This window comes from Vibrio sp. L3-7 (assembly GCF_963898195.1).
GTDB classification, from domain to species: domain Bacteria; phylum Pseudomonadota; class Gammaproteobacteria; order Enterobacterales; family Vibrionaceae; genus Vibrio; species Vibrio echinoideorum.
The window spans coordinates 1-21,196 of sequence record NZ_CAWQUW010000019.1 but is presented as its reverse complement, the minus strand read 5'-3'; the positions used below and the strand labels follow the sequence as shown (position 1 = coordinate 21,196).

At 44.5% G+C, this 21,196-nt stretch carries 19 protein-coding genes, 4 tRNA genes and 1 other annotated feature; of the genes, 11 read left to right on the top strand and 12 right to left on the bottom strand.

Annotation, left to right across the window (positions count from 1 at the left end):
* Positions 1-57 precede the first annotated feature (57 nt).
* The 8 genes from AACW75_RS14105 to AACW75_RS14070 all read right to left on the bottom strand — a co-directional run bounded on the left by AACW75_RS14105 (position 58) and on the right by AACW75_RS14070 (position 8,866).
* Positions 58-1,317 carry a dicarboxylate/amino acid:cation symporter gene (locus AACW75_RS14105; RefSeq protein WP_145571907.1) on the bottom strand — a complete coding sequence of 420 codons (1,260 nt, stop codon included), beginning with the start codon at positions 1,315-1,317 and terminating at the stop codon, positions 58-60.
* Positions 1,318-1,688: 371 nt separating this feature from the next.
* Entirely contained in the window at positions 1,689-2,495 is an 807-nt protein-coding gene (trpA, locus tag AACW75_RS14100; RefSeq protein WP_145571905.1) for a tryptophan synthase subunit alpha, read from the bottom strand.
* Positions 2,495-3,685 carry a tryptophan synthase subunit beta gene (gene trpB, locus AACW75_RS14095; protein ID WP_145565012.1) on the bottom strand — a complete coding sequence of 397 codons (1,191 nt, stop codon included), beginning with the start codon at positions 3,683-3,685 and terminating at the stop codon, positions 2,495-2,497. Before trpB ends, trpA begins: the two co-directional genes overlap by 1 nt.
* Before the next feature lie 159 nt (positions 3,686-3,844).
* The gene (gene trpCF / locus AACW75_RS14090) at positions 3,845-5,296 is read right to left on the bottom strand and encodes a bifunctional indole-3-glycerol-phosphate synthase TrpC/phosphoribosylanthranilate isomerase TrpF (RefSeq protein WP_145571903.1); all 1,452 of its coding nucleotides are present in this window, start codon (positions 5,294-5,296) and stop codon (positions 3,845-3,847) included.
* 25 nt (positions 5,297-5,321) lie between these two features.
* Positions 5,322-6,317, bottom strand: coding sequence for an anthranilate phosphoribosyltransferase (gene trpD / locus AACW75_RS14085; RefSeq protein ID WP_145571901.1), 996 nt, complete (start codon positions 6,315-6,317; stop codon positions 5,322-5,324).
* A gap of 9 nt (positions 6,318-6,326) precedes the next feature.
* Positions 6,327-6,953 carry an aminodeoxychorismate/anthranilate synthase component II gene (locus AACW75_RS14080; protein WP_017076372.1) on the bottom strand — a complete coding sequence of 209 codons (627 nt, stop codon included), beginning with the start codon at positions 6,951-6,953 and terminating at the stop codon, positions 6,327-6,329.
* Positions 6,954-6,955: 2 nt separating this feature from the next.
* Positions 6,956-8,554 carry an anthranilate synthase component 1 gene (locus AACW75_RS14075; protein ID WP_145571899.1) on the bottom strand — a complete coding sequence of 533 codons (1,599 nt, stop codon included), beginning with the start codon at positions 8,552-8,554 and terminating at the stop codon, positions 6,956-6,958.
* A 125-nt stretch (positions 8,555-8,679) separates the two neighbouring features.
* Positions 8,680-8,794 (bottom strand) — a sequence feature (Trp leader region).
* Positions 8,741-8,866, bottom strand: coding sequence for a trp operon leader peptide (locus tag AACW75_RS14070; protein ID WP_009848753.1), 126 nt, complete (start codon positions 8,864-8,866; stop codon positions 8,741-8,743). It overlaps the preceding feature by 54 nt.
* A 120-nt stretch (positions 8,867-8,986) precedes the next feature.
* Between AACW75_RS14070 and rnm the strand changes: the two genes are divergently transcribed.
* The 3 genes from rnm to rluB all read left to right on the top strand — a co-directional run bounded on the left by rnm (position 8,987) and on the right by rluB (position 11,722).
* Positions 8,987-9,856, top strand: coding sequence for an RNase RNM (gene rnm, locus AACW75_RS14065; protein WP_029225234.1), 870 nt, complete (start codon positions 8,987-8,989; stop codon positions 9,854-9,856).
* A 55-nt stretch (positions 9,857-9,911) separates the two neighbouring features.
* Positions 9,912-10,532, top strand: coding sequence for an L-threonylcarbamoyladenylate synthase (locus tag AACW75_RS14060; RefSeq protein ID WP_017076369.1), 621 nt, complete (start codon positions 9,912-9,914; stop codon positions 10,530-10,532).
* A gap of 161 nt (positions 10,533-10,693) precedes the next feature.
* Positions 10,694-11,722: a 23S rRNA pseudouridine(2605) synthase RluB gene (gene rluB, locus AACW75_RS14055; RefSeq protein WP_017076368.1), complete on the top strand. Its 1,029-nt coding sequence runs from the start codon at positions 10,694-10,696 to the stop codon at positions 11,720-11,722.
* Positions 11,723-11,871: 149 nt separating this feature from the next.
* Here the strand turns inward: rluB and AACW75_RS14050 are convergent, their stop codons facing one another.
* The 3 genes from AACW75_RS14050 to efpL all read right to left on the bottom strand — a co-directional run bounded on the left by AACW75_RS14050 (position 11,872) and on the right by efpL (position 13,355).
* Positions 11,872-12,363 (bottom strand): RNA methyltransferase, encoded by a 492-nt coding sequence (locus AACW75_RS14050; protein WP_017076367.1) that lies wholly within the window; start codon positions 12,361-12,363, stop codon positions 11,872-11,874.
* Positions 12,364-12,445: 82 nt separating this feature from the next.
* Positions 12,446-12,775: an HI1450 family dsDNA-mimic protein gene (locus tag AACW75_RS14045; RefSeq protein ID WP_017076366.1), complete on the bottom strand. Its 330-nt coding sequence runs from the start codon at positions 12,773-12,775 to the stop codon at positions 12,446-12,448.
* A gap of 10 nt (positions 12,776-12,785) precedes the next feature.
* Entirely contained in the window at positions 12,786-13,355 is a 570-nt protein-coding gene (efpL, locus tag AACW75_RS14040; RefSeq protein ID WP_017076365.1) for an elongation factor P-like protein EfpL, read from the bottom strand.
* 137 nt (positions 13,356-13,492) lie between these two features.
* Between efpL and AACW75_RS14035 the strand changes: the two genes are divergently transcribed.
* A complete protein-coding gene (locus AACW75_RS14035; protein WP_017076364.1) occupies positions 13,493-14,260 on the top strand; it encodes an elongation factor P in 768 nt (255 codons plus the stop codon).
* 133 nt (positions 14,261-14,393) lie between these two features.
* Here AACW75_RS14035 and AACW75_RS14030 read toward each other — a convergent pair whose 3' ends face one another.
* Positions 14,394-16,757 (bottom strand): DNA polymerase II, encoded by a 2,364-nt coding sequence (locus AACW75_RS14030; RefSeq protein WP_145571897.1) that lies wholly within the window; start codon positions 16,755-16,757, stop codon positions 14,394-14,396.
* 426 nt (positions 16,758-17,183) lie between these two features.
* Here AACW75_RS14030 and uvrY point away from each other — a divergent pair, with 426 nt between their 5' ends.
* The 7 genes from uvrY to AACW75_RS13995 all read left to right on the top strand — a co-directional run bounded on the left by uvrY (position 17,184) and on the right by AACW75_RS13995 (position 21,024).
* On the top strand, positions 17,184-17,828 hold the full coding sequence (gene uvrY, locus AACW75_RS14025) for a UvrY/SirA/GacA family response regulator transcription factor (protein ID WP_010438064.1): 645 nt from the start codon (positions 17,184-17,186) through the stop codon (positions 17,826-17,828).
* 15 nt (positions 17,829-17,843) lie between these two features.
* Positions 17,844-19,676, top strand: coding sequence for an excinuclease ABC subunit UvrC (gene uvrC, locus AACW75_RS14020; protein ID WP_102554277.1), 1,833 nt, complete (start codon positions 17,844-17,846; stop codon positions 19,674-19,676).
* 46 nt (positions 19,677-19,722) lie between these two features.
* Positions 19,723-20,280, top strand: coding sequence for a CDP-diacylglycerol--glycerol-3-phosphate 3-phosphatidyltransferase (pgsA, locus tag AACW75_RS14015; protein WP_017076361.1), 558 nt, complete (start codon positions 19,723-19,725; stop codon positions 20,278-20,280).
* 266 nt (positions 20,281-20,546) lie between these two features.
* Positions 20,547-20,620, top strand: a tRNA-Cys gene (locus tag AACW75_RS14010).
* 49 nt (positions 20,621-20,669) lie between these two features.
* Positions 20,670-20,745 (top strand) — tRNA-Gly (locus AACW75_RS14005).
* Between the two features lie 80 nt (positions 20,746-20,825).
* Positions 20,826-20,912 (top strand) — tRNA-Leu (locus tag AACW75_RS14000).
* A 36-nt stretch (positions 20,913-20,948) separates the two neighbouring features.
* Positions 20,949-21,024: transfer RNA gene (locus AACW75_RS13995), tRNA-Gly, on the top strand.
* Positions 21,025-21,196 lie beyond the last annotated feature (172 nt).

The following is a 21,196-nucleotide window of genomic DNA, read 5'->3' as shown; positions in this document are numbered from 1 at the left end:
AAAAAACCGCCTACATGAAGGCGGTTTTTATTTATCAATCAAAACTAAAGCTGAATACTACGCTTGTTGTTTTTGTAGCTCAGCTTCTTGTTCTTCGTCTTTGATTAGAGAATCAACGATTACTGCACATGCTGCATCACCAGTGATGTTCAGAGCAGTACGAATCATATCGAAGATACGGTCCAGAGCGAACAAGAGAGGCAGACCTTCGATCGGGATACCAGCTGCTAGAAGAACAGCAACCACTAGGAAAGAAGGACCTGGAACGCCAGCTTGACCAACTGCGCCTAGTGTAGAGGTTACGATGATAGCAACATAAGCACCCATAGTAAGATCGATGTTGAACAGCTGTGCAAAGAATATAGCCACTAGGCCGTAGTAAATTGCGTTACCAGACATGTTGATCGTCGCACCTAGAGGCAGAACGAATGAGGCTGTAGAGTTACGAACGCCAAGCTCTTTCTCTACCGTTTCCATTGTTACTGGCAAAGTAGCCATTGAAGATGCAGTTGATAGTGCAACCGCTTGAGGCTTCTTCATTGCCACTAGGAACTTCTTAGCTGAAGTTTTAGTAAAGATTTGAATCATTAGTGGGTAAGCAACAAAGCCGAAGATAAGAATTGCAGCGATGTAAACAATGAACAGCTTGAACACAACCATCAATGCGCCAAAGCCGAATGTACCGACTGCTTCTGCCATTAGGCCGAATACGCCAAGTGGTGCAATGATCATAACCTTGTTGATCATCCAAACCATAGCGTCAACGATCGCATTTACGCCGTTGATGATCGGGTCACGCTTCTCTTTTGCTTGTTTAGAAATCGCAATACCAAAGAATAAGCAGAAAACGAGAATTTGCAGAATGTTTGCTTCATTCAGTGATTGAAAAACGTTGGTAGGGATCATGCCAGTGATGGTGGCCCAGAACGTTGGCAGTTCGCCTTTCGCAGCGTATTCTGAAGAGAACATACCTTCAACGCCAGAAACATCGATACCACGCCCTGGCTCGAATACTTCACCCATTACAAGCGCAAGAGCTACAGCAAGTGCAGACGTTAGTGCAAAGTAACCTAATGTTGTTACGCCAACTTTACCTGCAGATGAGCTGTTACCCAGGCCTGCAGCGCCAGAGATAAGTGCTACCGCAACTAGAGGGATAACCAGCATCTTGATCAAATTGATGAAGATCGCACCTAGTGGAGCGAACATAGTTGCGCTTTGGCCCATCATCGCACCGACAACAGTACCGATGATCATTGCAATAACGACTTGTACGCCGATATTGCGTAGTAAACTCTTTTCTTTTAACACTTTCATAACTCCTGTGCTACAAAATATAAAAATCCTAGAATTACACACCAAGGTATCAGTTACCATTAGATGAATATTTCGCGACGAGTTTTACACGTATCTTTTACATTTATCAATATGAGCAGATGTGAAAGACCATTAAAAATCGGTAATCAAATGTCAATTGGTGTTTTTTTAGACTCAAGCAAACGTTTGCCTGTTAATTTGGCATTATTATTTATAAATCATAATTATGTTTTGGTTAGGTGTTATCGGTGTGCTACAGATTTGTTTTAAGCGTTGTTTTTATCAAAGCTTTAACAATTGATAGGGGGATGGAGTGTTTTCGGAGAAAAACTCCCACTGAGTGAATTGTCACACTAGTGGGAGATTATTTATTACTTCTGTGTCGCAGCTTTCATTGGTGTAACAAATTCAGCCAATGCTTTTAGCATTGCTTCTGGCTGTTCAACGTTATTCTCAATGATCTTTACAACGGCTGAGCCAGAAATAGCGCCGGCAGCACCCGCTTCAATGGCTTCTTTTACTTGCTCTGGTGCGGAGATACCAAAACCAAGCAGTGCTGGTGGAGCATCAAACTTGTTTAAACGGTTAAGCAGTGCAGAAACTGGCATGTTTGCCTTTGTTTCAGCACCGGTTACGCCGGCACGAGAAAGTAGGTATGTGTAACCGCCACCTAGTTCAGAAACCGATTGAAGTGTTTCATCGCTTGCTGTTGGTGGAGCAATAAAGATTGGGTGAACGCCAAACTTTTCAGCCGCCGCAACGAACTCTTGGCTTTCATTGGTTGGTACATCAGCAATCAATACTGAATCGATACCTGCTTTTACGCAGCGTTCGTAAAAATTTTCTATACCACGTGCGTAAACCAAGTTTGCGTACATCAGTAGGCCAATTGGTAGCTCTGGGTATTTAGCGCGGATTTGGCTAATAAGCTCAAAGCACACGTCAGGCGTTACTTTCGAATCCAAAGCACGGATGTTTGCGCCTTGGATAGTTGGGCCATCTGCAAGCGGATCTGAGAATGGAATACCAAGTTCAAGTGCGTCAGCACCGGCTTCCACTAGTGTTTCCATGATCTTCAATGATTGCTCTGGGTTAGGATCGCCAACCGTTACGAATGGTACAAATGCGCCTTGATTCTTTTCAGCTAAGCGAGTGAAGAGTGATTGATAGCGATCCATTATAATGCTCCTTTCTCTTTAAGAATATCGTGTACAGAGAAAATGTCTTTGTCACCACGACCAGATAAGTTAACGACTAATAGTTGCTCCTTCTCTGGGTCGTCGTGTGCCATTTTGACAGCGTGAGCCACAGCATGAGATGACTCTAGCGCAGCAATAATACCTTCTTTACGTGCAATCAATTGGAATGCATCTAACGCTTCGTCATCGGTTACGCTGTCGTATTCTGCGCGGCCAATGGCATTCAGGTGCGCGTGCTGCGGACCCACTGATGGGAAATCTAGACCCGCAGAAACCGAATAAGACTCTTCTACTTGGCCGTTCTCATCTTGCATCAGTGGTGCTTTCATACCGAAGAAGATACCCGTTTTGCCATGCTTAAGCGGTGCGCCGTGTTGGTCGGTATCAATACCTTTACCAGCAGGCTCTACACCGATCAGGCGAACAGACTCTTCTTCAATGAAGTCAGCGAACATACCGATAGCGTTTGAACCACCGCCGACGCAAGCAATAACCGCATCAGGAAGGCGACCTTCACGAGCTAAGATTTGGTGCTTCGTTTCTTCACCAATCATGCGTTGGAAATCACGAACAATCGTTGGGAATGGGTGAGGGCCCGCAGCAGTACCCAATAGGTAGTGCGCGTCTTCATAAGATGCAGACCAGTCACGTAGCGCTTCGTTACATGCATCTTTTAGCGTTGAAGAGCCAGAATGAACAGGGATAACCTCTGCGCCCATTAGCTTCATGCGGAACACGTTCGGGCTTTGACGTTCAACGTCTTTTGCACCCATGTAAACACGACACTTAAGGCCCAGTAAAGCACACGCTAGAGCCGTTGCAACACCGTGTTGGCCCGCGCCAGTTTCAGCGATGATTTCCTGTTTACCCATACGTTTTGCTAGCAATGCTTGGCCAAGAACTTGGTTTGTCTTGTGAGCACCGCCGTGCAGTAGATCTTCACGCTTTAGGTACAGTTTGGTTTTTGTACCTTTAGTCAGGTTACGCGTTAGCGTTAGTGCCGTTGGACGACCTGCGTACTCTTGTAGAAGTGTCATGAATTCACTGCGGAACTCAGGATCTGCTTGTGCATCGATGAATGCTTGTTCTAGTTGGTCTAGTGCTGGCACTAGGATCTGCGGTACGTATTGACCACCGTATTCACCAAAGTAGGCATCGAGTTTAGCCATTGTGTTATTCCTTCAATTCTATCGATGTGTATTCACACCAAGTCATTTAATCTTGTTTGAGCTTCGCAAAAGGCAAAGCCCACAAATATGTTTTTAGTTTCTGCTTTCTAGTTCTGGTTTCTAAGCTCTGGGTTCCAGATTTAAGTTCTAGAAGCCAGACTAGTAATTACGAATCGCTGCAAAAGCACGTTGCAGTTTGTCTGCATCTTTTTTACCTGGAGCCGATTCAACGCCAGAGTTTAGGTCTAGCCCTAAACAACCCAACTTAGCCGCTTGGTTAGCATTTTCTGGGTTTAGACCACCCGCTAACATGATTGCGCTTTGGTTGTTGATTAGGCTCCAATCGAACACTTGGCCTGTACCGCCAATTTGAGAACCCACTTTAGTATCTAGCAGATGGCGAGTCACGTTGCTTTTCAGTAATTCTGGTAGCGCACTTTCAGCGCCGTTTTCAGCACTGCAAGCAACACCGTAAGCTTTCCAAATCTCAACGTTTTCAGGTAGTGATTGTTTTAACTCATCTACAAACGCTTGAGACTCATCACCGTGCAGTTGCACCGCAAATAAACCTAGCTCAGAAACCGTTTTCGCAACGTCAGTAACGCTATGATTTTGGAACACACCCACGTAGTTCAAAGGTGCGCCGCTCATGGTTAAACGAGCGGCTTCGATATCAACATGACGCTTAGACGCTTCAACGAAAATCAGACCACCGAATACCGCACCGGCTTGATAAGCCTTTGCTGCATCGTCAGAGTGAGTTAAACCACACACCTTATTTTCACCGAGCGTCACTTTACGTACCGCAAGCTCTAGGTTCTTTTCAGCCATCAGAGAGCTACCGATTAGGAAGCCGTCTGCAAATGTTGAAAGGTCACGTACTTGCTGATGGTTGTAGATGCCAGACTCTGAAATCACGACTGCGTTTGGAGCCAGTTTGCGAACCAGCGGAGCTAACTCTTTGGTACGGTTCAAATCAGTCGAAAGGTCACGCAGGTTACGGTTATTAATGCCGATCACTTTTGCTTTTAAAGCGACAGCGCGATGAAGCTCTTCTTCGTTGCTGACTTCGGTTAGTACACCCATGTTGAGTGAGTGAGCGACTTCAGCAAGCGCTTTGTACTCTTCATCATCTAATACCGACAGCATCAGCAAGATTGCATCAGCTGAATAGTGACGAGCTAAGTAAACTTGGTAGCTATCGACCATGAAGTCTTTACACAAGATAGGTTGCTTAGCAATGCTACGAACCTTTGGCAAAAACTCAAAATCACCTTGGAAGTACTTCTCGTCTGTTAGTACTGAAATCGCATTTGCGTGGTTGTTGTACACTGATGCGATGTAGTCCAAATCAAACTCGTCGCGAATCAAACCTTTTGACGGCGATGCCTTCTTACATTCCGTGATGAAAACGGTTTGCTCGCCGCTTAGTGCATCATAGAAGCTACGATCTGTTGCGGTTAAGGTCGCTTTAAACTCGTCCAATGGTTGAGCCTGCTTACGCGTTTCAACCCACTGGTATTTGTCACGAACGATTTTCGCTAATACTTCTGCCATTTCTGCTTCTTTCATCGAAACGTGGGTCGACAGTTTATCGGTAGTCTGTGTCATGTTCTTTATCTCTACTCGTCGTTCGTTAGGCGTGTGCAGCAAGTTTTTGCACAAGCTCGTAAGCTTTTCCAGAGTTCATCGCTTCAATAGCTTGTTGTGCGTTAGCTTTTAGATCTTCATGGCCAAATAGACGCATCAGCAGAGCAACGTTGACTGCAACTGCACCAGCTTGGGCTTCAGTACCTTTACCTGTCAGAATGTCCGTTGTGATAGCGCGGTTCTCTTCAGGATCTCCGCCTTTAATAGCTTCAAGAGGGTGAGTGTTTAAACCAAAGTCAGCAGGGTTCACTGTGTATTCATGAATCTCGCCATCTTTGATTTCAGCAACCAGTGTTTCACCATGAATTGCCACTTCGTCAAGGCCGCTACCGTGGACAACCGCGGCACGCTTCATACCCATTTGCAGCATCGTCTCCGCAATAGGGCGTACGAGTTCTTTGCTGTAAACACCCATCAGCTCGATGTTAGGGCGAGCAGGGTTAATCAATGGACCAAGGATGTTGAAGATAGTGCGTGTTTTCATTGTTTGACGAACAGGCATCGCGTGACGTACACCAACGTGATATTGCGGAGCAAATAAGAATGCTACGCCAAGTTCGTCAACGGCTTTACGTGTATCTTCAGCGGTCATCGCTAAGTTGATACCAAACGAGTCTAGCAGATCAGAAGAGCCTGATTTACTTGATACGCTGCGGTTGCCGTGTTTCGCGATTTTTAAGCCACATGCGGCTGCAACAAAGGCTGAAGTTGTCGAGATATTAATGGTGTTATGACCGTCACCACCTGTACCCACGATGTCCGCAAAATCGTAATCAGGACGTGGGAACGGTTTTGCATTTGCTAGTAGTGCTTTCGCCGCGCCTGCGATCTCATCTGGCGTCTCGCCTTTGATTTTTAATGCAGTAAGCGCAGAAGCCATCAAAATAGGGTCTAGTTCACCTTTGATGATGACATCAAACAGTTGTTGGCTTTCTTCTTGAGTAAGAGACTGTTGTTCGTAAAGTTTATTAATCTGTTCCATGATCGTTTCCTAGTTAGTCTTTTTATCAAGAGTAGAGCTTTTCTCTAGATGAAGAGGTTTCTCAAGAGCCCATTCGATAGCGTTCGCTAGAAGCGTTGCACCGTAGGTTGTCATAATCGATTCAGGGTGGAATTGGAATCCACAAACCTTGTCTTGTTCTTGAACCACAGACATCACCAAATCATCGACTTCAGCGGTCACCGTTAGGCTATCTGATACATGTGTTGCCACCAAAGAATGGTAGCGAGCGATAGCCAGTGGCGAAGGTAAGCCTTGGTAAGTCGCATGGTTTTGGTGTTCCATCATAGACACTTTACCATGAATGATTTCGCCAGCGCCTGCAACGGTGCCGCCGTAGGCTTCAACAATCGCTTGGTGGCCTAAGCAAATGCCAATCATTGGCACTTTGCCTTTTAAAAGCTGAATTAGCTCTGGCATACAGCCCGCATCAGCAGGAGCGCCAGGGCCTGGTGAAAGTAGCGCAACAGGGTTGTCTAGCTCGTTGATAGCCGCTTCCACTACTTTTGCCGAGATGTTGTTACGGTAAATCTTTACGCTGTGTCCCAATGAACGAAACTGGTCTACAAGGTTATAAGTGAACGAGTCGAAGTTATCGATGAATACAATATCAGCCATGATTACGACTCCTGCTTATTTGATGATGACTTACAAGATGCAGTATGCGCGGCTTGAATCGCTGAGATAACCGCTTGTGCTTTACCGCGAGTTTCATCTGCTTCTGCTTGTGGATCTGAATCGAACACCACACCTGCACCCGCTTGAACCTGTGCTACGCCATCTTCAACGTAAGCAGAGCGAATTACGATACAAGTATCTAATGTGCCTTCACCCGTTAAGTAACCCACTGCGCCACCGTAGCTACCACGACGCGTTTTTTCTACGTCACGGATAAGTTGCATTGCGCGGATTTTTGGCGCGCCAGTTAGCGTACCCATGTTCATACAAGCTTGGTAAGCGTGCAGGGCATCTAAGTCTTCACGTAGCTGACCAACAACGCGAGAAACCAAGTGCATCACATGGCTGTAGCGATCAACTTTCAATAAGTCTGCTACGTGGCGAGTGCCGGCTTCCGCAATACGTGCCACGTCGTTACGCGCTAGATCGACCAGCATCATGTGCTCGGCGTTTTCTTTCTTGTCGGTACGCAGCTCAAGTTCAATACGGCTGTCTAAGTCGAAATCGATTTGGCCATTCGGGCGCTTACCACGACGACGAGTGCCAGCAATTGGGTAGATCTCGATTTGGTTGGTTTCGGTTTCGTATTTCAGCGCGCTTTCTGGAGAAGCACCGAACAGAGTAAATAGCTCGTCTTGCATGTAGAACATGTAAGGGCTTGGGTTACTTTGTTTGAGTTCTTTATAAGCCGCCAGTGGAGCAGGGCAAGGCAGCGTGAAGCGGCGTGAAGGTACCACTTGGAATACATCGCCTTTTACCACGTACTCTTTTAAGTCACGAACCGTTTGGCAGAAGTCTTGATCTGAAACGCTTGGTACAGCGTCAACGTTGTCGAGCGGCGTTACTTCTGTGATGGCTTTCAAGGACTGACATTGTGTTTGAATATCAGCTAGACGGTCCGTTAATTGTGCCTTAATGCTTTCGTCTTGAGTGAACAAGCTTGCGTGAAGCAGGCCTTCATTCTCCTGGTGGTCGAAACGTAATAGTGTTTCAGCAACGTAGAAAACAAAGTCAGGGCAGTTGTTAGTCGCTTCCGCATCGCCTAGCGGTTCAAAGTTCGCCACGATGTCGTAAGCGAATAGGCCAGCCATAAATAATGCGTGTTTGTTGCTTGGGTCTTGCTCAAAGCTGTGCTGAACTAAACGCAATGCATCGAAAGAAGACGCTTCTCTTAAACGTGAGTCTTCGTCTAATTCGTTACTAGGCTCGACAAAAGTGAGCGTCAATACGTTATCGGTAAGGTCAGATTTGATCTCTGTTTTAACGTTTTGAGCTAGGTGTTCGATAAGCGCTTGACCGTTTTGGGTCAATGCTTGAAAGGTTACTTCATGTCCGCGACATACGATGCGAACAGCAGAGTCGATAAGGAGTAAGCTTGTCAGGTTTTGTTTAGATTCAATCTCAGCAGATTCCAGCAACAGACTGTCTGTTTTGTTTTCACACAAAGTATGAAAAACACTGGTTGGATCTTGTGAGTAAGGAACCGAAGAATTGATGACCTCAATGGTTCCCAGCTTTTTGATTTCAATGGCCTTGTTCACAAGACCTCCTTTATGATTCTTTAAATTTCCTGCCGTACATAGTCGCATAAAGATACCGTTCACCCAATCTAGAATATGGTCAATTCGTTGATTTGTTAGTCAGTTGAATGTGAGATGTTCGACAAATTAAAAAGCCCGCTATGAAAGCGGGCTTAGTGATAACTTTTTTATAAACAAACTGTTTAACTAGAAGTACACGTTAGCCCACCAAGAACTTGTCCAAGTGCGCCACCAATTAAGCTCAGAGCTTGCTTCTACTGAAGAAAGTTCTAAAACTTTATCTTTATGGTTTTGGTTAAATTCTTGTAACATGGTAAACCTATCAAATGTGATACTTCGTATTTGTGTACTAGTTAACTAGTTTTGCGCTTGCAGGTCAAGTGCGTTGGCACAAATATAACGATAAAAATTAAAAACAATGAAAAAGAATATATGAGAATTGATCTACATAGTCATACAACAGCCTCAGATGGCCGACTTACTCCACCTGAACTGATTGACCGAGCGTTAGGCTTTAACATCGAAGCGTTAGCGATTACAGATCATGATACGACTGATGGGCTTGCTGAAGCACGCAACTATATTGCTGATAACAACCTTCCGATTCAGTTGATTAACGGCATCGAGATCTCAACAGTTTGGCAAAACAAAGATATCCATATTGTTGGGTTAAACGTCGATCCTGAATCACCAGAATTGAAAGCGTTAATTGAACAACAAAAGCTTCACCGTATTGGGCGTGCAGAGATGATTGCTCAACGTCTTGAGAAAGCGACGCGTGAAGGGTTGTTAGAAGAAGTTAAATTGATTGCTGGTGATGCGCCTATCACTCGTGCTCACTTTGCTAAGTGGCTAGTCGATAATGGTTACGCAAAAACCATGCAACAGGTGTTCAAAAAGTTTCTTACTCGTAATAACCCAGGTTATGTACCGCCAACGTGGTGCTCAATGAGTGATGCTGTAACGGCTATTCATGCGGCTGGTGGCCAAGCGGTGCTTGCACACCCTGCGCGATATGGCTTCACCGCTAAGTGGATTAAACGTCTTCTCGCTGCATTTGTTGAAGCAAATGGTGACGCTATGGAAGTGGCTCAACCTCAGCAAGCGCAACAAGAAAGACGCACACTCGCGGATTATGCTATACAATACAAACTATTAGCCTCCCAAGGCAGCGACTTCCATTACCCATCCCCATGGATGGAACTTGGACGTAATCTCTGGCTACCTTCTGGGGTCGAAGAAGTATGGAAAGATTGGGAGTTTCAAACGGTTTCACCATCTGATATCGATGACAGTATTTAGGTGAACCAGCTCCTTCTGATGATAGAGTCGAGAGATTCGATAACGAGGATCAACAATGAGCCAGTTTTTTTATGTACACCCAGATAACCCACAAGCACGCTTAATTACTCAAGCTGTTGCTATTATCCGTAGTGGCGGTGTTGTGGTTTATCCGACAGATTCAGGTTATGCGCTGGGTTGTCAGCTTGAGAATAAACAAGCACTTGAACGTATCTGCAAAATTCGTCGAATCGATGATAAACACAACTTCACTTTGTTATGCCGTGATCTTTCTGAGTTATCACTGTATGCACGAGTTGATAACGTTGCTTTCCGTTTGCTTAAAGCACATACACCAGGTGCTTATACGTTTATTTTCAAAGCAACCAAAGAAGTACCAAAGCGGTTGATGAACGCCAAGCGTAAAACGATTGGTATCCGTGTTCCTGACAATAAGATTGCTCTCGATCTGCTAGAGGCGATGGGTGAACCATTGATGTCGACGTCACTAATCCTGCCGGGTAATGAGACAACAGAGTCGGATCCGGAAGAAATTCGCGACAGCCTTGAGCATGCCGTTGATGTCATTCTGAATGGCGGCTATTTAGGTGAACAACCAACTACGGTTATTGACTTCAGTGACGATGACGCCGTTGTCTTACGCCGTGGTGCCGGTGATCCAGCGCCGTTTGAATAACAGCGTTACTGATTAACAGTCTGTAACGAAACAGCAAACCTGCCAGAGTAAATAACAAGTGCTTTTTGGCAGGTTATTTGCGATAATACGCGACCGCGATTTGGTCGCGAAAAAAATTCATTCGACGTCTGTGAAGACGACAATTAGGTAGAAAATAGTAAATGAGCGAAAAATTACAGAAGGTTTTAGCGCGAGCTGGTCACGGTTCTCGTCGTGAACTAGAAGGTTTAATCAAATCTGGTCGTGTAAGTGTTAACGGGCAAGTAGCAAAATTGGGTGAGCGTCTTGAAGACGAGAACTCAGTTATCCGTATCGACGGTCACACTATTACTGGTAAAGCTTCTGAAGAAGTGGTTTGTCGTGTGCTTGCTTACTACAAACCAGAAGGTGAGCTTTGTACTCGTCATGACCCAGAAGGTCGCCGTACTGTTTTCGATCGTCTACCTAAGATCCGTGGTTCTCGCTGGATTTCAGTAGGTCGTCTTGATGCAAACACATCTGGTCTTTTGCTTTTCACTACCGATGGTGAACTTGCAAACCGCCTAATGCACCCAAGCCGTCAGGTTGAGCGTGAGTACCTAGTACGTGTATTTGGTGAAGTGACTGAGCAGAAAGTTAAAAACGTGACTCGTGGTGTGAAACTAGAAGACGGCATGGCTCGTTTCGAAGACGTGGTTTACGCTGGCGGTGAAGGTATGAACCATACTTTCTACGTGGCGATTAACGAAGGTCGTAACCGTGAGGTTCGTCGTCTTTGGGAATCACAAGAAACAACAGTAAGCCGTCTGAAACGTGTACGTTACGGTGATATCTACCTTGATAAGAAACTGCCTCGTGGCGGTTGGAAAGAGCTAGATCTTCAAGAAGTAAACTACTTGCGTGAGCTTGTTGAACTTCAGCCTGAAAAAGAGACTCTACTGGATCTTGATCCTGCAAACACTTCTCGTAAGCGTGAGCGTTCTCGTAGCCAGAAAATTCGTCGTGCTGTTAAGCGTCACGAAGAGCGCGCAAATGCTCCTAAAGGCCGTAGCAACCAGACTAAGCGTAAGAAGCCTGCAACTCGCGGTACTACAACACCTGATTCAGGTCGTAGTGCTCCAGCGACCAATGGCAAACCTCAGGCTACCAAAAAGCCTAAACTGAACAACGGACGCCCGGCTAAACCGGCTAAGCCAAGAACTCGCCAGTAATACCGCGACTTCATTAGTTTAAAGGTCATTCAGCTAAAGCTTTAAATAACCTAAAGCTTCGAATACTAAAAAACCTGCTAACTTAGCAGGTTTTTTTACGCCTTCAATATGACGCAATTCAAATCATGTGGCAGTGCTTAACGAGTGGGTTAGGTCACTTTCAAGTGATTAGAGAAGTTGTCACCTTTTGCCATGCGGTCGTACAAAATGACATTTACCGCGGCAGCTAAGTTCATGCAACCATTGGTCGGGACATAGATGGTTTCACGACAGAAGTCGGTGATCTCTTTTTTCAGAGTTCCATCTTCAGGGCCAAAGATGTAAAAAGCACGAGGTGGGTGCTTATAATCAGGCAGAGGCTTTGCGCCTTCAATCAAGTCAACTGCAACGGGTACGCAGCCAACCGGAATAATGTCTTTAAGGTCTTCTACACCAATGAGTGGTAACTCAAGGTGCTTTTCTTTAGTGTCGGTATGAAACTGTCGAGCGTGGTCATAGCGGGTGCCCGTATAAAATACAGAGTTTGCTCCGTAGCAACCAGCTGCTCGCATTACTGAGCCAACATTTTCAGGTGTTTTGGGATTCACTAATCCAACACAGGCGTAGCCTTTGGATAGGGTATCTGTTTTTGCTTTGGTCATAATTTTGTAGAGTTGCAGTTTTGTGAGTCTATGGAAGTCGTAATAAAACCAGCTCAGTAATCTGAGCTGGTTCAAGAACAGCTTAGTCGCGTTTCCACAGCACGTGACAGAACTTATGTTCTGGGTCACGACTGATTAGCATACGAGCAAACACATCGTCTAGAACGTCATCAGTTTCATTCACAAGACCAATGCGCACTTCAGCGTAGATTTCTTTGTCGACTTCAAAGCCAACATGTTCAACCCAATCATCGCCAGTTTCAACAAGTTCTGCAGCGCCACGGTCTTCGAACTGAGCTGTGAATAGAATCACGTCAGCAGGTTCAAGATTGTCGGGTGCCATCTCTAAGAAGATGTCGTACGCAGTGTCAATTGCGTCGTCGTAAGACATTAGGTCGTTAGCTTCGCTCATAATCAATATCTTAGCTTGCGCGGTTCATGTATTTACGTTCAGTCGTGTTCACTACTACTTTATCGCCAGTTGCGATGTACTCAGGAACTTGAACAGTAAGGCCGGTAGACAGGCGAGCTGGTTTAGTACGAGCAGAAGCAGATGCACCTTTGATTGAAGGGTCTGTTTCTTCAATAACTAACTCAACTGAAGAAGGCAGTTCAAGAGTTGCCGCTGTACCATCGATAAGAATTGCGTATACGCCTTGAGTCTCTTCGTTGATGAACAGCAGTTCGTCTTCGATCATTTCACCGTTGAAGATGAACTGTGTGTAATCTTCGTTATCCATGAAGATGTACTCATTGCCATCAACGTAAGAGAACATCACTGCACGCTTAGTTACGTCGATAGTTTCAACGATTTCGTCAGCCTTGTGGCGAACTTCTGTTTTAACGCCAGTTGCTACATCGTGACCACGGAAGCGGTAAATCTTTTGACCGCCACGGCCACCAGGTGTTGTCACTTCGATATCTTTAACGAGTACTGTTTTGCCATCTACATTGATCGCAAAACCTTTTTTAATCTCACTTGCTCTAGGCATTTTGTGTTTGTCCTTATTGGGTCTATCCGCTGATTATATCTCGGAGATGCTACAAATAGGAATAGCTTGAATCATAAAGTCACCTAAGCGATCATAGAGTCATAGTTAAATCATCACTTTATTTACCGAAACGACCTATGCAGCTACCTGTTATTGACCCAACACAGCCTTTTCAACCTGAATTTCAACCTGTGGTTAACGATCTGATTACCTTTTTAAAAGGTGGGTTAGGCTCGAACCTACACAGTGTCTATATCTATGGCAGTGTGGCACGTAAGCAAGCCGTAGCCGGTCGCTCCAATCTTGATGTGGTTGTGGTGACCCATCGCCCTTTTCCTGATCAACGAACCACGCTGTTGAACACCATTAAATGGCGTTTTCAAAAAAGCTTCCCACAGGTGGCTCAAGTCGCAATCAAAACAACGTTAGTGAGTGAGATAGTCGATTTCGACAACATATTCACATGGGGCTTTATGCTCAAGCATTTAGCGGTATGTGTACATGGTGAAGATTTGTCAGACTGCTACGGTGATTTTGAAACGAGTTGGGAGATTGCTAAGCATTGGAATATGGATGCTGAAAACTGGTTGGCGGTCTACCGAAATAAAATCGTTCGAGCTACAGTGCCCGAACAACAAATAGCAGCACAGGTGATTATCGCCAAGAAGCTTTTAAGAGCGAGTTACTCTTTGGTAATGTATCGTGATAAATACTGGTTCGATGATCCCGTCGAATGTGGCCAGCAGTTCTTGAAGTATTACCCAGATAAAGAAGTCGAAATCCAACGATTAGGTATCTTACTGTCTGGAAGGGCGATCCCTAAACGATCGGTGATCGGCATTTTAGATGGTTTTGGTGAGTGGTTGGTTAAGCAGTATCAGAAAACTGAGTTTCGAATCGGGTAGGGCTTCATAAGCTATCCATTGATGTGTAAAAGCAGAGCGAGTTAAGCACTCCTCTGCTTTTTTCGTTTTGATGTCTGGCTCGAGTTTTAATTGGTATCTCGAGTCTAATGTCGCCTCGAAAAGAGAATTCAATCTAGAACAGACCTAGCTGCTGCCCGCTAACTCTTTCAAAATCTAACCCTATAAACGGCAGAATCGCTTCTGCTACTGGTTTAATTTGTTTGTCGATGTAATGTTGATAATCGATACCACTCTTCAGATACTCCTTGGGCTCAGGGCCACTCAGCGTAATCAAATATTCAATACGCCCTTTGTTTTGGTATTGAAGCGGACGACCAAGCTTGGCATTGATCTCGTCGGCCAATCTTGCTGCGCGAACCTGTGGCGGAATATTCTTTTGGTATTCATGCAACTTACGGCGCAAGCGTTTTTGATACACCAATAAATCATCGTGTTTACCCATAGAGGTATCATCAACAAATTGTCTGACGTAGTCACTTGGGTCTTGATCGTGGAACACCATCTCATACAAGGTTTGCTGGAATTGCTGTGCAAGGGGAGTCCAATCGGTTCGGGCACTTTCAAGGCCTTTGAAAATGATTTTCTCTTGGTCACCCTGATTGATTAGGCCAGCATAACGTTTTTTTGATCCTGTCTCAGAGCCTCGAATCGTCGGCATTAGAAACTTGCGGTAATGGGTCTCGTATTCCAATTCAAGTATTGAGGTGAGGTTGTATACTTCTTTCAGGTGATTCGTCCACCAGTCGTTGATGTAAGCGACTAATGTGTTTCCGATCTCATCTGCTTTTTTCTGATCATAACTGCCATTCAAAGAAACGAAGGTTGAATCGGTGTCGCCATAAATTACTTGATAGCCTTTGTCTTCGATTAGAACCTTAGTTTGCTTCATGATTTCATGCCCGCGCATGGTGATAGAGGAAGCGAGTCGTGTATCAAAGAAACGACAACCTGAAGAACCGAGCACGCCATAGAAAGAGTTCATGATGATCTTAATCGCTTGAGAAAAAGCTTTCTCATTGTTTTTCTTTGCAACATCACGCGCTGCCCAGAGGTTTTCGATCATCTCTGGTAAAAAGTGCTTAGAGCGGTGGAATTGGCCACCTCGAAACCCTTCAACGGCTTGGTTTTCGGCGGGGCCAAGTTCTAATTTTAAACCTTCAATAAGCCCCATTGGGTCAATCAGAAATGAACGAATGATCGATGGGTATAGGCTTTTAAAATCGAGAACCAAAACCGAATCGTAAAGGTTCGGTACAGAGTCCATTACATAGCCACCAGGGCTAGCGATCCAATTTTCAGGCTCTAAATTAGGTGCGACGTAGCCCGCTCTGTGTATCTGAGGCATGTATAAATTAGTAAATGCCGCAACAGAACCACCAACACGATCAAGTTCAACGCCGGTTAATCGGGAGCGTTCAATAGCAAAATCGAGTAGATGAGTGTGTTCGAATATACGGTTAACTAGCACACAATCTTGCAGGTTATATTTGGCGAGCGATGGTTTATCGAACTTAAACATTCGGTTGATCTCATCCATGCGATCGTGAACGTTATGAATGTCTTTGCCTTCGCCGAGTAATTCTTGCGATACCGACTCTAGAGACCATGAGCGGAAGTGATAGGTTGCCGTCTTAAGCATATCGATGCCATCCAACACAACACGCCCTGGAATAGTGATAAAGCCTTGCTGGTTTTGTGCAGAACTACGGAAAAAACTCGGTTGGTTGTCTCTGCCGATATTGAGTTTTACTTCGTTCCACTCTGAACGTTTGTGCAGCAGCCTAAAGTCGAAATCGATAACGTTCCAACCAATGATGATGTCAGGGTCAAACTCGGAGAACCAAGTAATCATGGCTTCCAGTAGCGCCTTTTCATTAGCAACCCATTGGATATTGGTATCTGCTTCTTGTGGCTCGCCAATCATTATCACTCGGCTGTCCATCGAGCTGTCTAGGCCGATGGAATAAAGCACACCTTTTTCCGAACACTCAATATCAAGCGAAACCACAGACAAGTTTGGCAAGTAATCGCCAGCTCGACATTTTGCGTTCGAAACTCTGAGGTGCTGTTTTTTTTGAGTGATAGCGCCTATGAATTCAATACTGCCCTTGATAAAGCGTTCCATTAAGAAACGATCAGCGAGTCGAATATCACTTTCAAAGGTTTGAATCTCTTCACCGTTAAAGGCTTGAGCTAACCCGAAGCTGCTTCTCGATAATGAGGTGTAACAAGCGGCTAAAGGGATCTGATCGAATGTGGCTAGTTCTAGAGACTTGAATTGGCAATCGATCGACTCTTTCGCTGCGATTGCCTGACATTCTTCAACATCAGATTGAGCGACGAAAAATACAGGTTTTTCATTTTGAATCGTCAGCAGAGTTGGGCCTTGAGGCGAGCTTAACCACAAGTCAATTTGGGTACGCCCTGAAAAGTCTCTCGCTTGTCTTGTGAGTACAAAGCCTTGCTGAATATCCAATGTAGTAACCTATTGAAATTGGGAGTCGAATACTACCATCTAGCGGCTCTCTGCGCACAACAGGCAACCAAAATAGTAACTAAATTCCAAATAACAGCGACAAATAACGGGACTCCATATGCAAAAAAGTGAAATTTTCGCGAATGGTTATTCAATGGTGTTGAAAATATCTTTATCTTGTGTAATTTTATTGGGTGTTGTTTTAACTGATTGATTTTTACCAAAAGCTTGTTGTTTTAGTTGGCTTATTTATAAATAAGTACTTGCTAAAGTTCGTGTTTCAGCACATATTCAACAGAGCTTTTTTTAAGTAATTAAGTTAAGATGTACTCGATGCTGCGATCCACTGTTTCTTTGTTCAATTGTTTCAAACAGATGAAACGACACAGTGGTTGCAGAGCCAATTAATAGTGTGGAGATACAAGTTTGATAAATGTTTTCCTTGTAGATGATCACGAGCTGGTTCGCACAGGGATACGACGTATTATTGAAGACGTCCGTGGAATGAACGTAGCAGGGGAAGCTGAAAGCGGTGAAGATGCTGCAAAATGGTGTCGTACTAACAATACTGACGTTATTTTGATGGATATGAATATGCCTGGTATTGGTGGCTTAGAAGCAACCAAGAAAATCTTGCGTTTCAACCCTGATATTAAAATCATCGTTTTAACGGTTCATACGGAAAATCCGTTTCCAACTAAAGTGATGCAAGCTGGAGCTGCTGGTTACCTTACTAAAGGGGCAGGTCCGGATGAAATGGTAAATGCTATTCGAATGGTCAACAGCGGCCAAAGATACATTTCGCCAGAAATTGCGCAGCAGATGGCTTTGAGCCAATTCTCGCCTGCGTCTGAAAATCCATTCGCAGACCTATCTGAACGTGAACTTCAAATCATGATGATGATAACCAAGGGTCAGAAAGTGACGGATATTTCGGAACAACTCAATCTAAGTCCTAAAACAGTCAATAGTTACCGCTACCGTTTATTCAGTAAACTGGATATCAGTGGTGATGTAGAGTTGACGCATTTAGCGATTAGACATGGAATGTTAGATACTGAGACCCTTTAACACTGAGATCGTATAGTGACCAACTTGTTTGACTCAGTCTCATTCCTCAAGACAGTAACAGAGCAGCCTGGCGTTTATCGGATGTATAACGCCGAGGCTGTTGTTATCTACGTCGGTAAAGCTAAGAACCTCAAAAAACGCCTTTCTAGCTATTTTCGTAAAAAAGTCGATAGTGAAAAAACACGAGCTTTGGTCAGTAATATTGCCAAAATTGATGTCACTGTAACGCATACGGAAACAGAAGCTCTTATTCTTGAGCATAACTACATCAAGCAGTACCTGCCGAAATACAACGTACTTCTGCGTGATGATAAGTCGTACCCCTATATTTTTATTAGCGGTCACAAACACCCTCGTTTGTCGATGCATCGTGGTGCTAAGAAGAAAAAGGGTGAATATTTTGGTCCTTATCCCGATTCCGGTGCTGTGCGTGAGACGCTACACTTAATACAAAAAATCTTTCCTGCTCGTCAGTGTGAAGATACGGTTTATGCCAACAGAACTCGCCCATGTTTGATGTATCAGATTGGTCGTTGTGCTGCGCCTTGTATCAGCTCGATTATCTCAGATGAAGAGTACAGTGAGCTTATCGCTTACGTTCGTCTCTTCCTGCAAGGGAAGGATAAGTTAGTACTTGAAACACTCATCGATAAGATGGATAAGGCAAGCCAAGAACTTCGTTTTGAACAGGCCGCCGCTTTTCGTGATCAAATCCAAGCTATTCGACGCGTTCAAGAACAACAGTACGTATCTGACGACTCAATGGAAGATATGGATGTACTGGGGTTCGCACAAGAGAATGGTGTAGCTTGTATTCATATCTTGATGATTCGCCAAGGTAAAGTCTTAGGGAGTCGAAGCCATTTCCCTAAAATTCCCAACAATACGGTGCGAGAAGAGGTCTTTTCGAGCTTTTTAAGTCAGTATTATCTTGCTCATAATGAAGCGAGAACGATTCCAACTCGTCTGATTCTTAATGCTGACTTGATGGATGATGTTACGCCTATTCAAGAAGCCTTATGCGAAGTTGCGGGTCGAAAAATCTATTTCAATACCAATCCTTCTGGCACTCGAGGTCGCTACCTTAAGTTATCGAATACCAACGCATTAACTGCAATTACCACTAAAATTAATCATAAGATGACGATCAATCAGCGCTTTAAGGAGCTTCAAGAAGTGCTGTCAATGGACGTTATCAAACGCATGGAATGTTTCGATATCAGTCACACTATGGGTGAAAGTACGATTGCTTCTTGTGTGGTGTTCAATCAAGAAGGCCCCGTGAAACCGGAATATCGCCGCTACAACATCACTGGTATTACCGGTGGTGATGATTACGCTGCGATGGCTCAGGCCCTTGATAGACGTTATTCAAAACAACTGGATGTGGATAAGATCCCAGACATCATCTTTATTGATGGTGGTAAAGGTCAGCTTAATCGTGCTCATGAGATCATTTCTCAATATTGGGATGATTGGCCATTTAGACCAAGAATGATGGGTATTGCGAAAGGCGTGACCCGTAAGCCGGGTTTAGAAACCTTAGTAACCCTTGAAGGGGAAGAGTTTAATCTACCTAGTGATGCGCCAGCACTGCACCTTATCCAACACATCCGTGATGAAAGTCATAATCATGCGATAGCAGGGCATAGGGCAAAACGCGGAAAAACACGCAGGACAAGCGCTTTGGAAGGAATTGAAGGAGTAGGACCTAAACGTCGTCAAGCTTTGCTGAAATATATGGGTGGCTTACAAGAACTTAAGCGTGCAACTGTCGAAGAAATAGCCAAAGTACCGGGCATTAGTCATTCTTTGGCAGAAAACATTTATCAAGCATTGAAACAATAGTAAAAATCCCGCACCATTAAAGCGCAATTAATAAGAGCCCAATAATATGCGTTTGAATATACCTAACATTTTGTCCTTACTGAGACTGTTTTTGATCCCAGTATTCGTTGTTGTTTTTTACCTACCTTACCAATGGGCTCCTTTTGCTGCTGCAATGGTGTTTTGGGTAGCGGGTTTTACTGACTGGCTAGATGGCATGCTGGCTCGTAAACTCGGGCAAACGTCTCGTTTCGGTGCCTTTATTGACCCTGTAGCGGATAAAGTGCTGGTTGCTACGGCTCTTATCTTGATGACTGAGCATTACCACTCGATTTGGATAACTATTCCTGCAGTCACCATGATAGCTCGTGAAATTATCATTTCAGCGCTTCGTGAGTGGATGGCTGAAATCGGTAAACGTGCAAGTGTTGCTGTATCTTGGGTTGGTAAGGTAAAAACGGTTTCTCAAATGTTCGCGTTATGGGTGCTTATTTGGCGCTATGACGATTGGATGATTTGGGTTGGCTACATAGCACTCTATGTTGCTACTATCCTGACTTACTGGTCTATGGCGCAATATTTGATGGCAGCCAAAGACGATTTGTTAGACGAAAAATACCATTGATGAAGAAGCGAGCTGAGGCTCGCTTTTTTGATCTTAAACCTAAGGTTAAGTTATCAATAGTGGTTATCTAATGTGATATAGGTCTCCTTTGAAGAGCCTGTTCACAGTGTGCTTTGTGCATAAAGTCAGCTATTTGGCCTGTTTCGTATGAATTCTATTCAAACGAATTAAAAATACAAAAATAATATTGACTCAATCCTCTGAATCCGTAGAATGCATCCCGTACCCAAGAGGATGGCAATAAGCGATTCGATTGGAGTTACTAAGGCGCCTTGGCAGAGTGGCTATGCAGCGGATTGCAAATCCGTGGACCTCGGTTCGACTCCGGGAGGCGCCTCCATTCTCTCTTTCTCTTTTTAAAATAAGAGGTAAGTAAGAAGAATGAAAATGCGATACTAGCTCAGTTGGTAGAGCGCAACCTTGCCAAGGTTGAGGTCATCGGTTCGAACCCGATGTATCGCTCCAAAATTTGTAATGTTGATTCATTTTGACATTAAGATGGTGTTTTACTTTTCAGTAATCGGCATCGCAATAAAGAATTGCGTGCCCTGGTGGTGGAATTGGTAGACACAAGGGATTTAAAATCCCTCGGCGTTCGCGCTGTGCCGGTTCAAGTCCGGCCCGGGGCACCATCTATTAAAGTCTACGTCTTAACGGATGTAGCAAATGCGATACTAGCTCAGTTGGTAGAGCGCAACCTTGCCAAGGTTGAGGTCATCGGTTCGAACCCGATGTATCGCTCCAAATCAAAAAGCCCGAACAGAAATGTTCGGGCTTTTTTGTTTTGGCTGTCCCGTCCTGAAATGTGTTTACACATTGAGGACGAATTATGACTACTTCAAATAATACCTACGTTAAGCGCACTCAGCGTGATTACACACTAGGCTTTAAATTACAGGTCGTCGCCGCTGTAGAA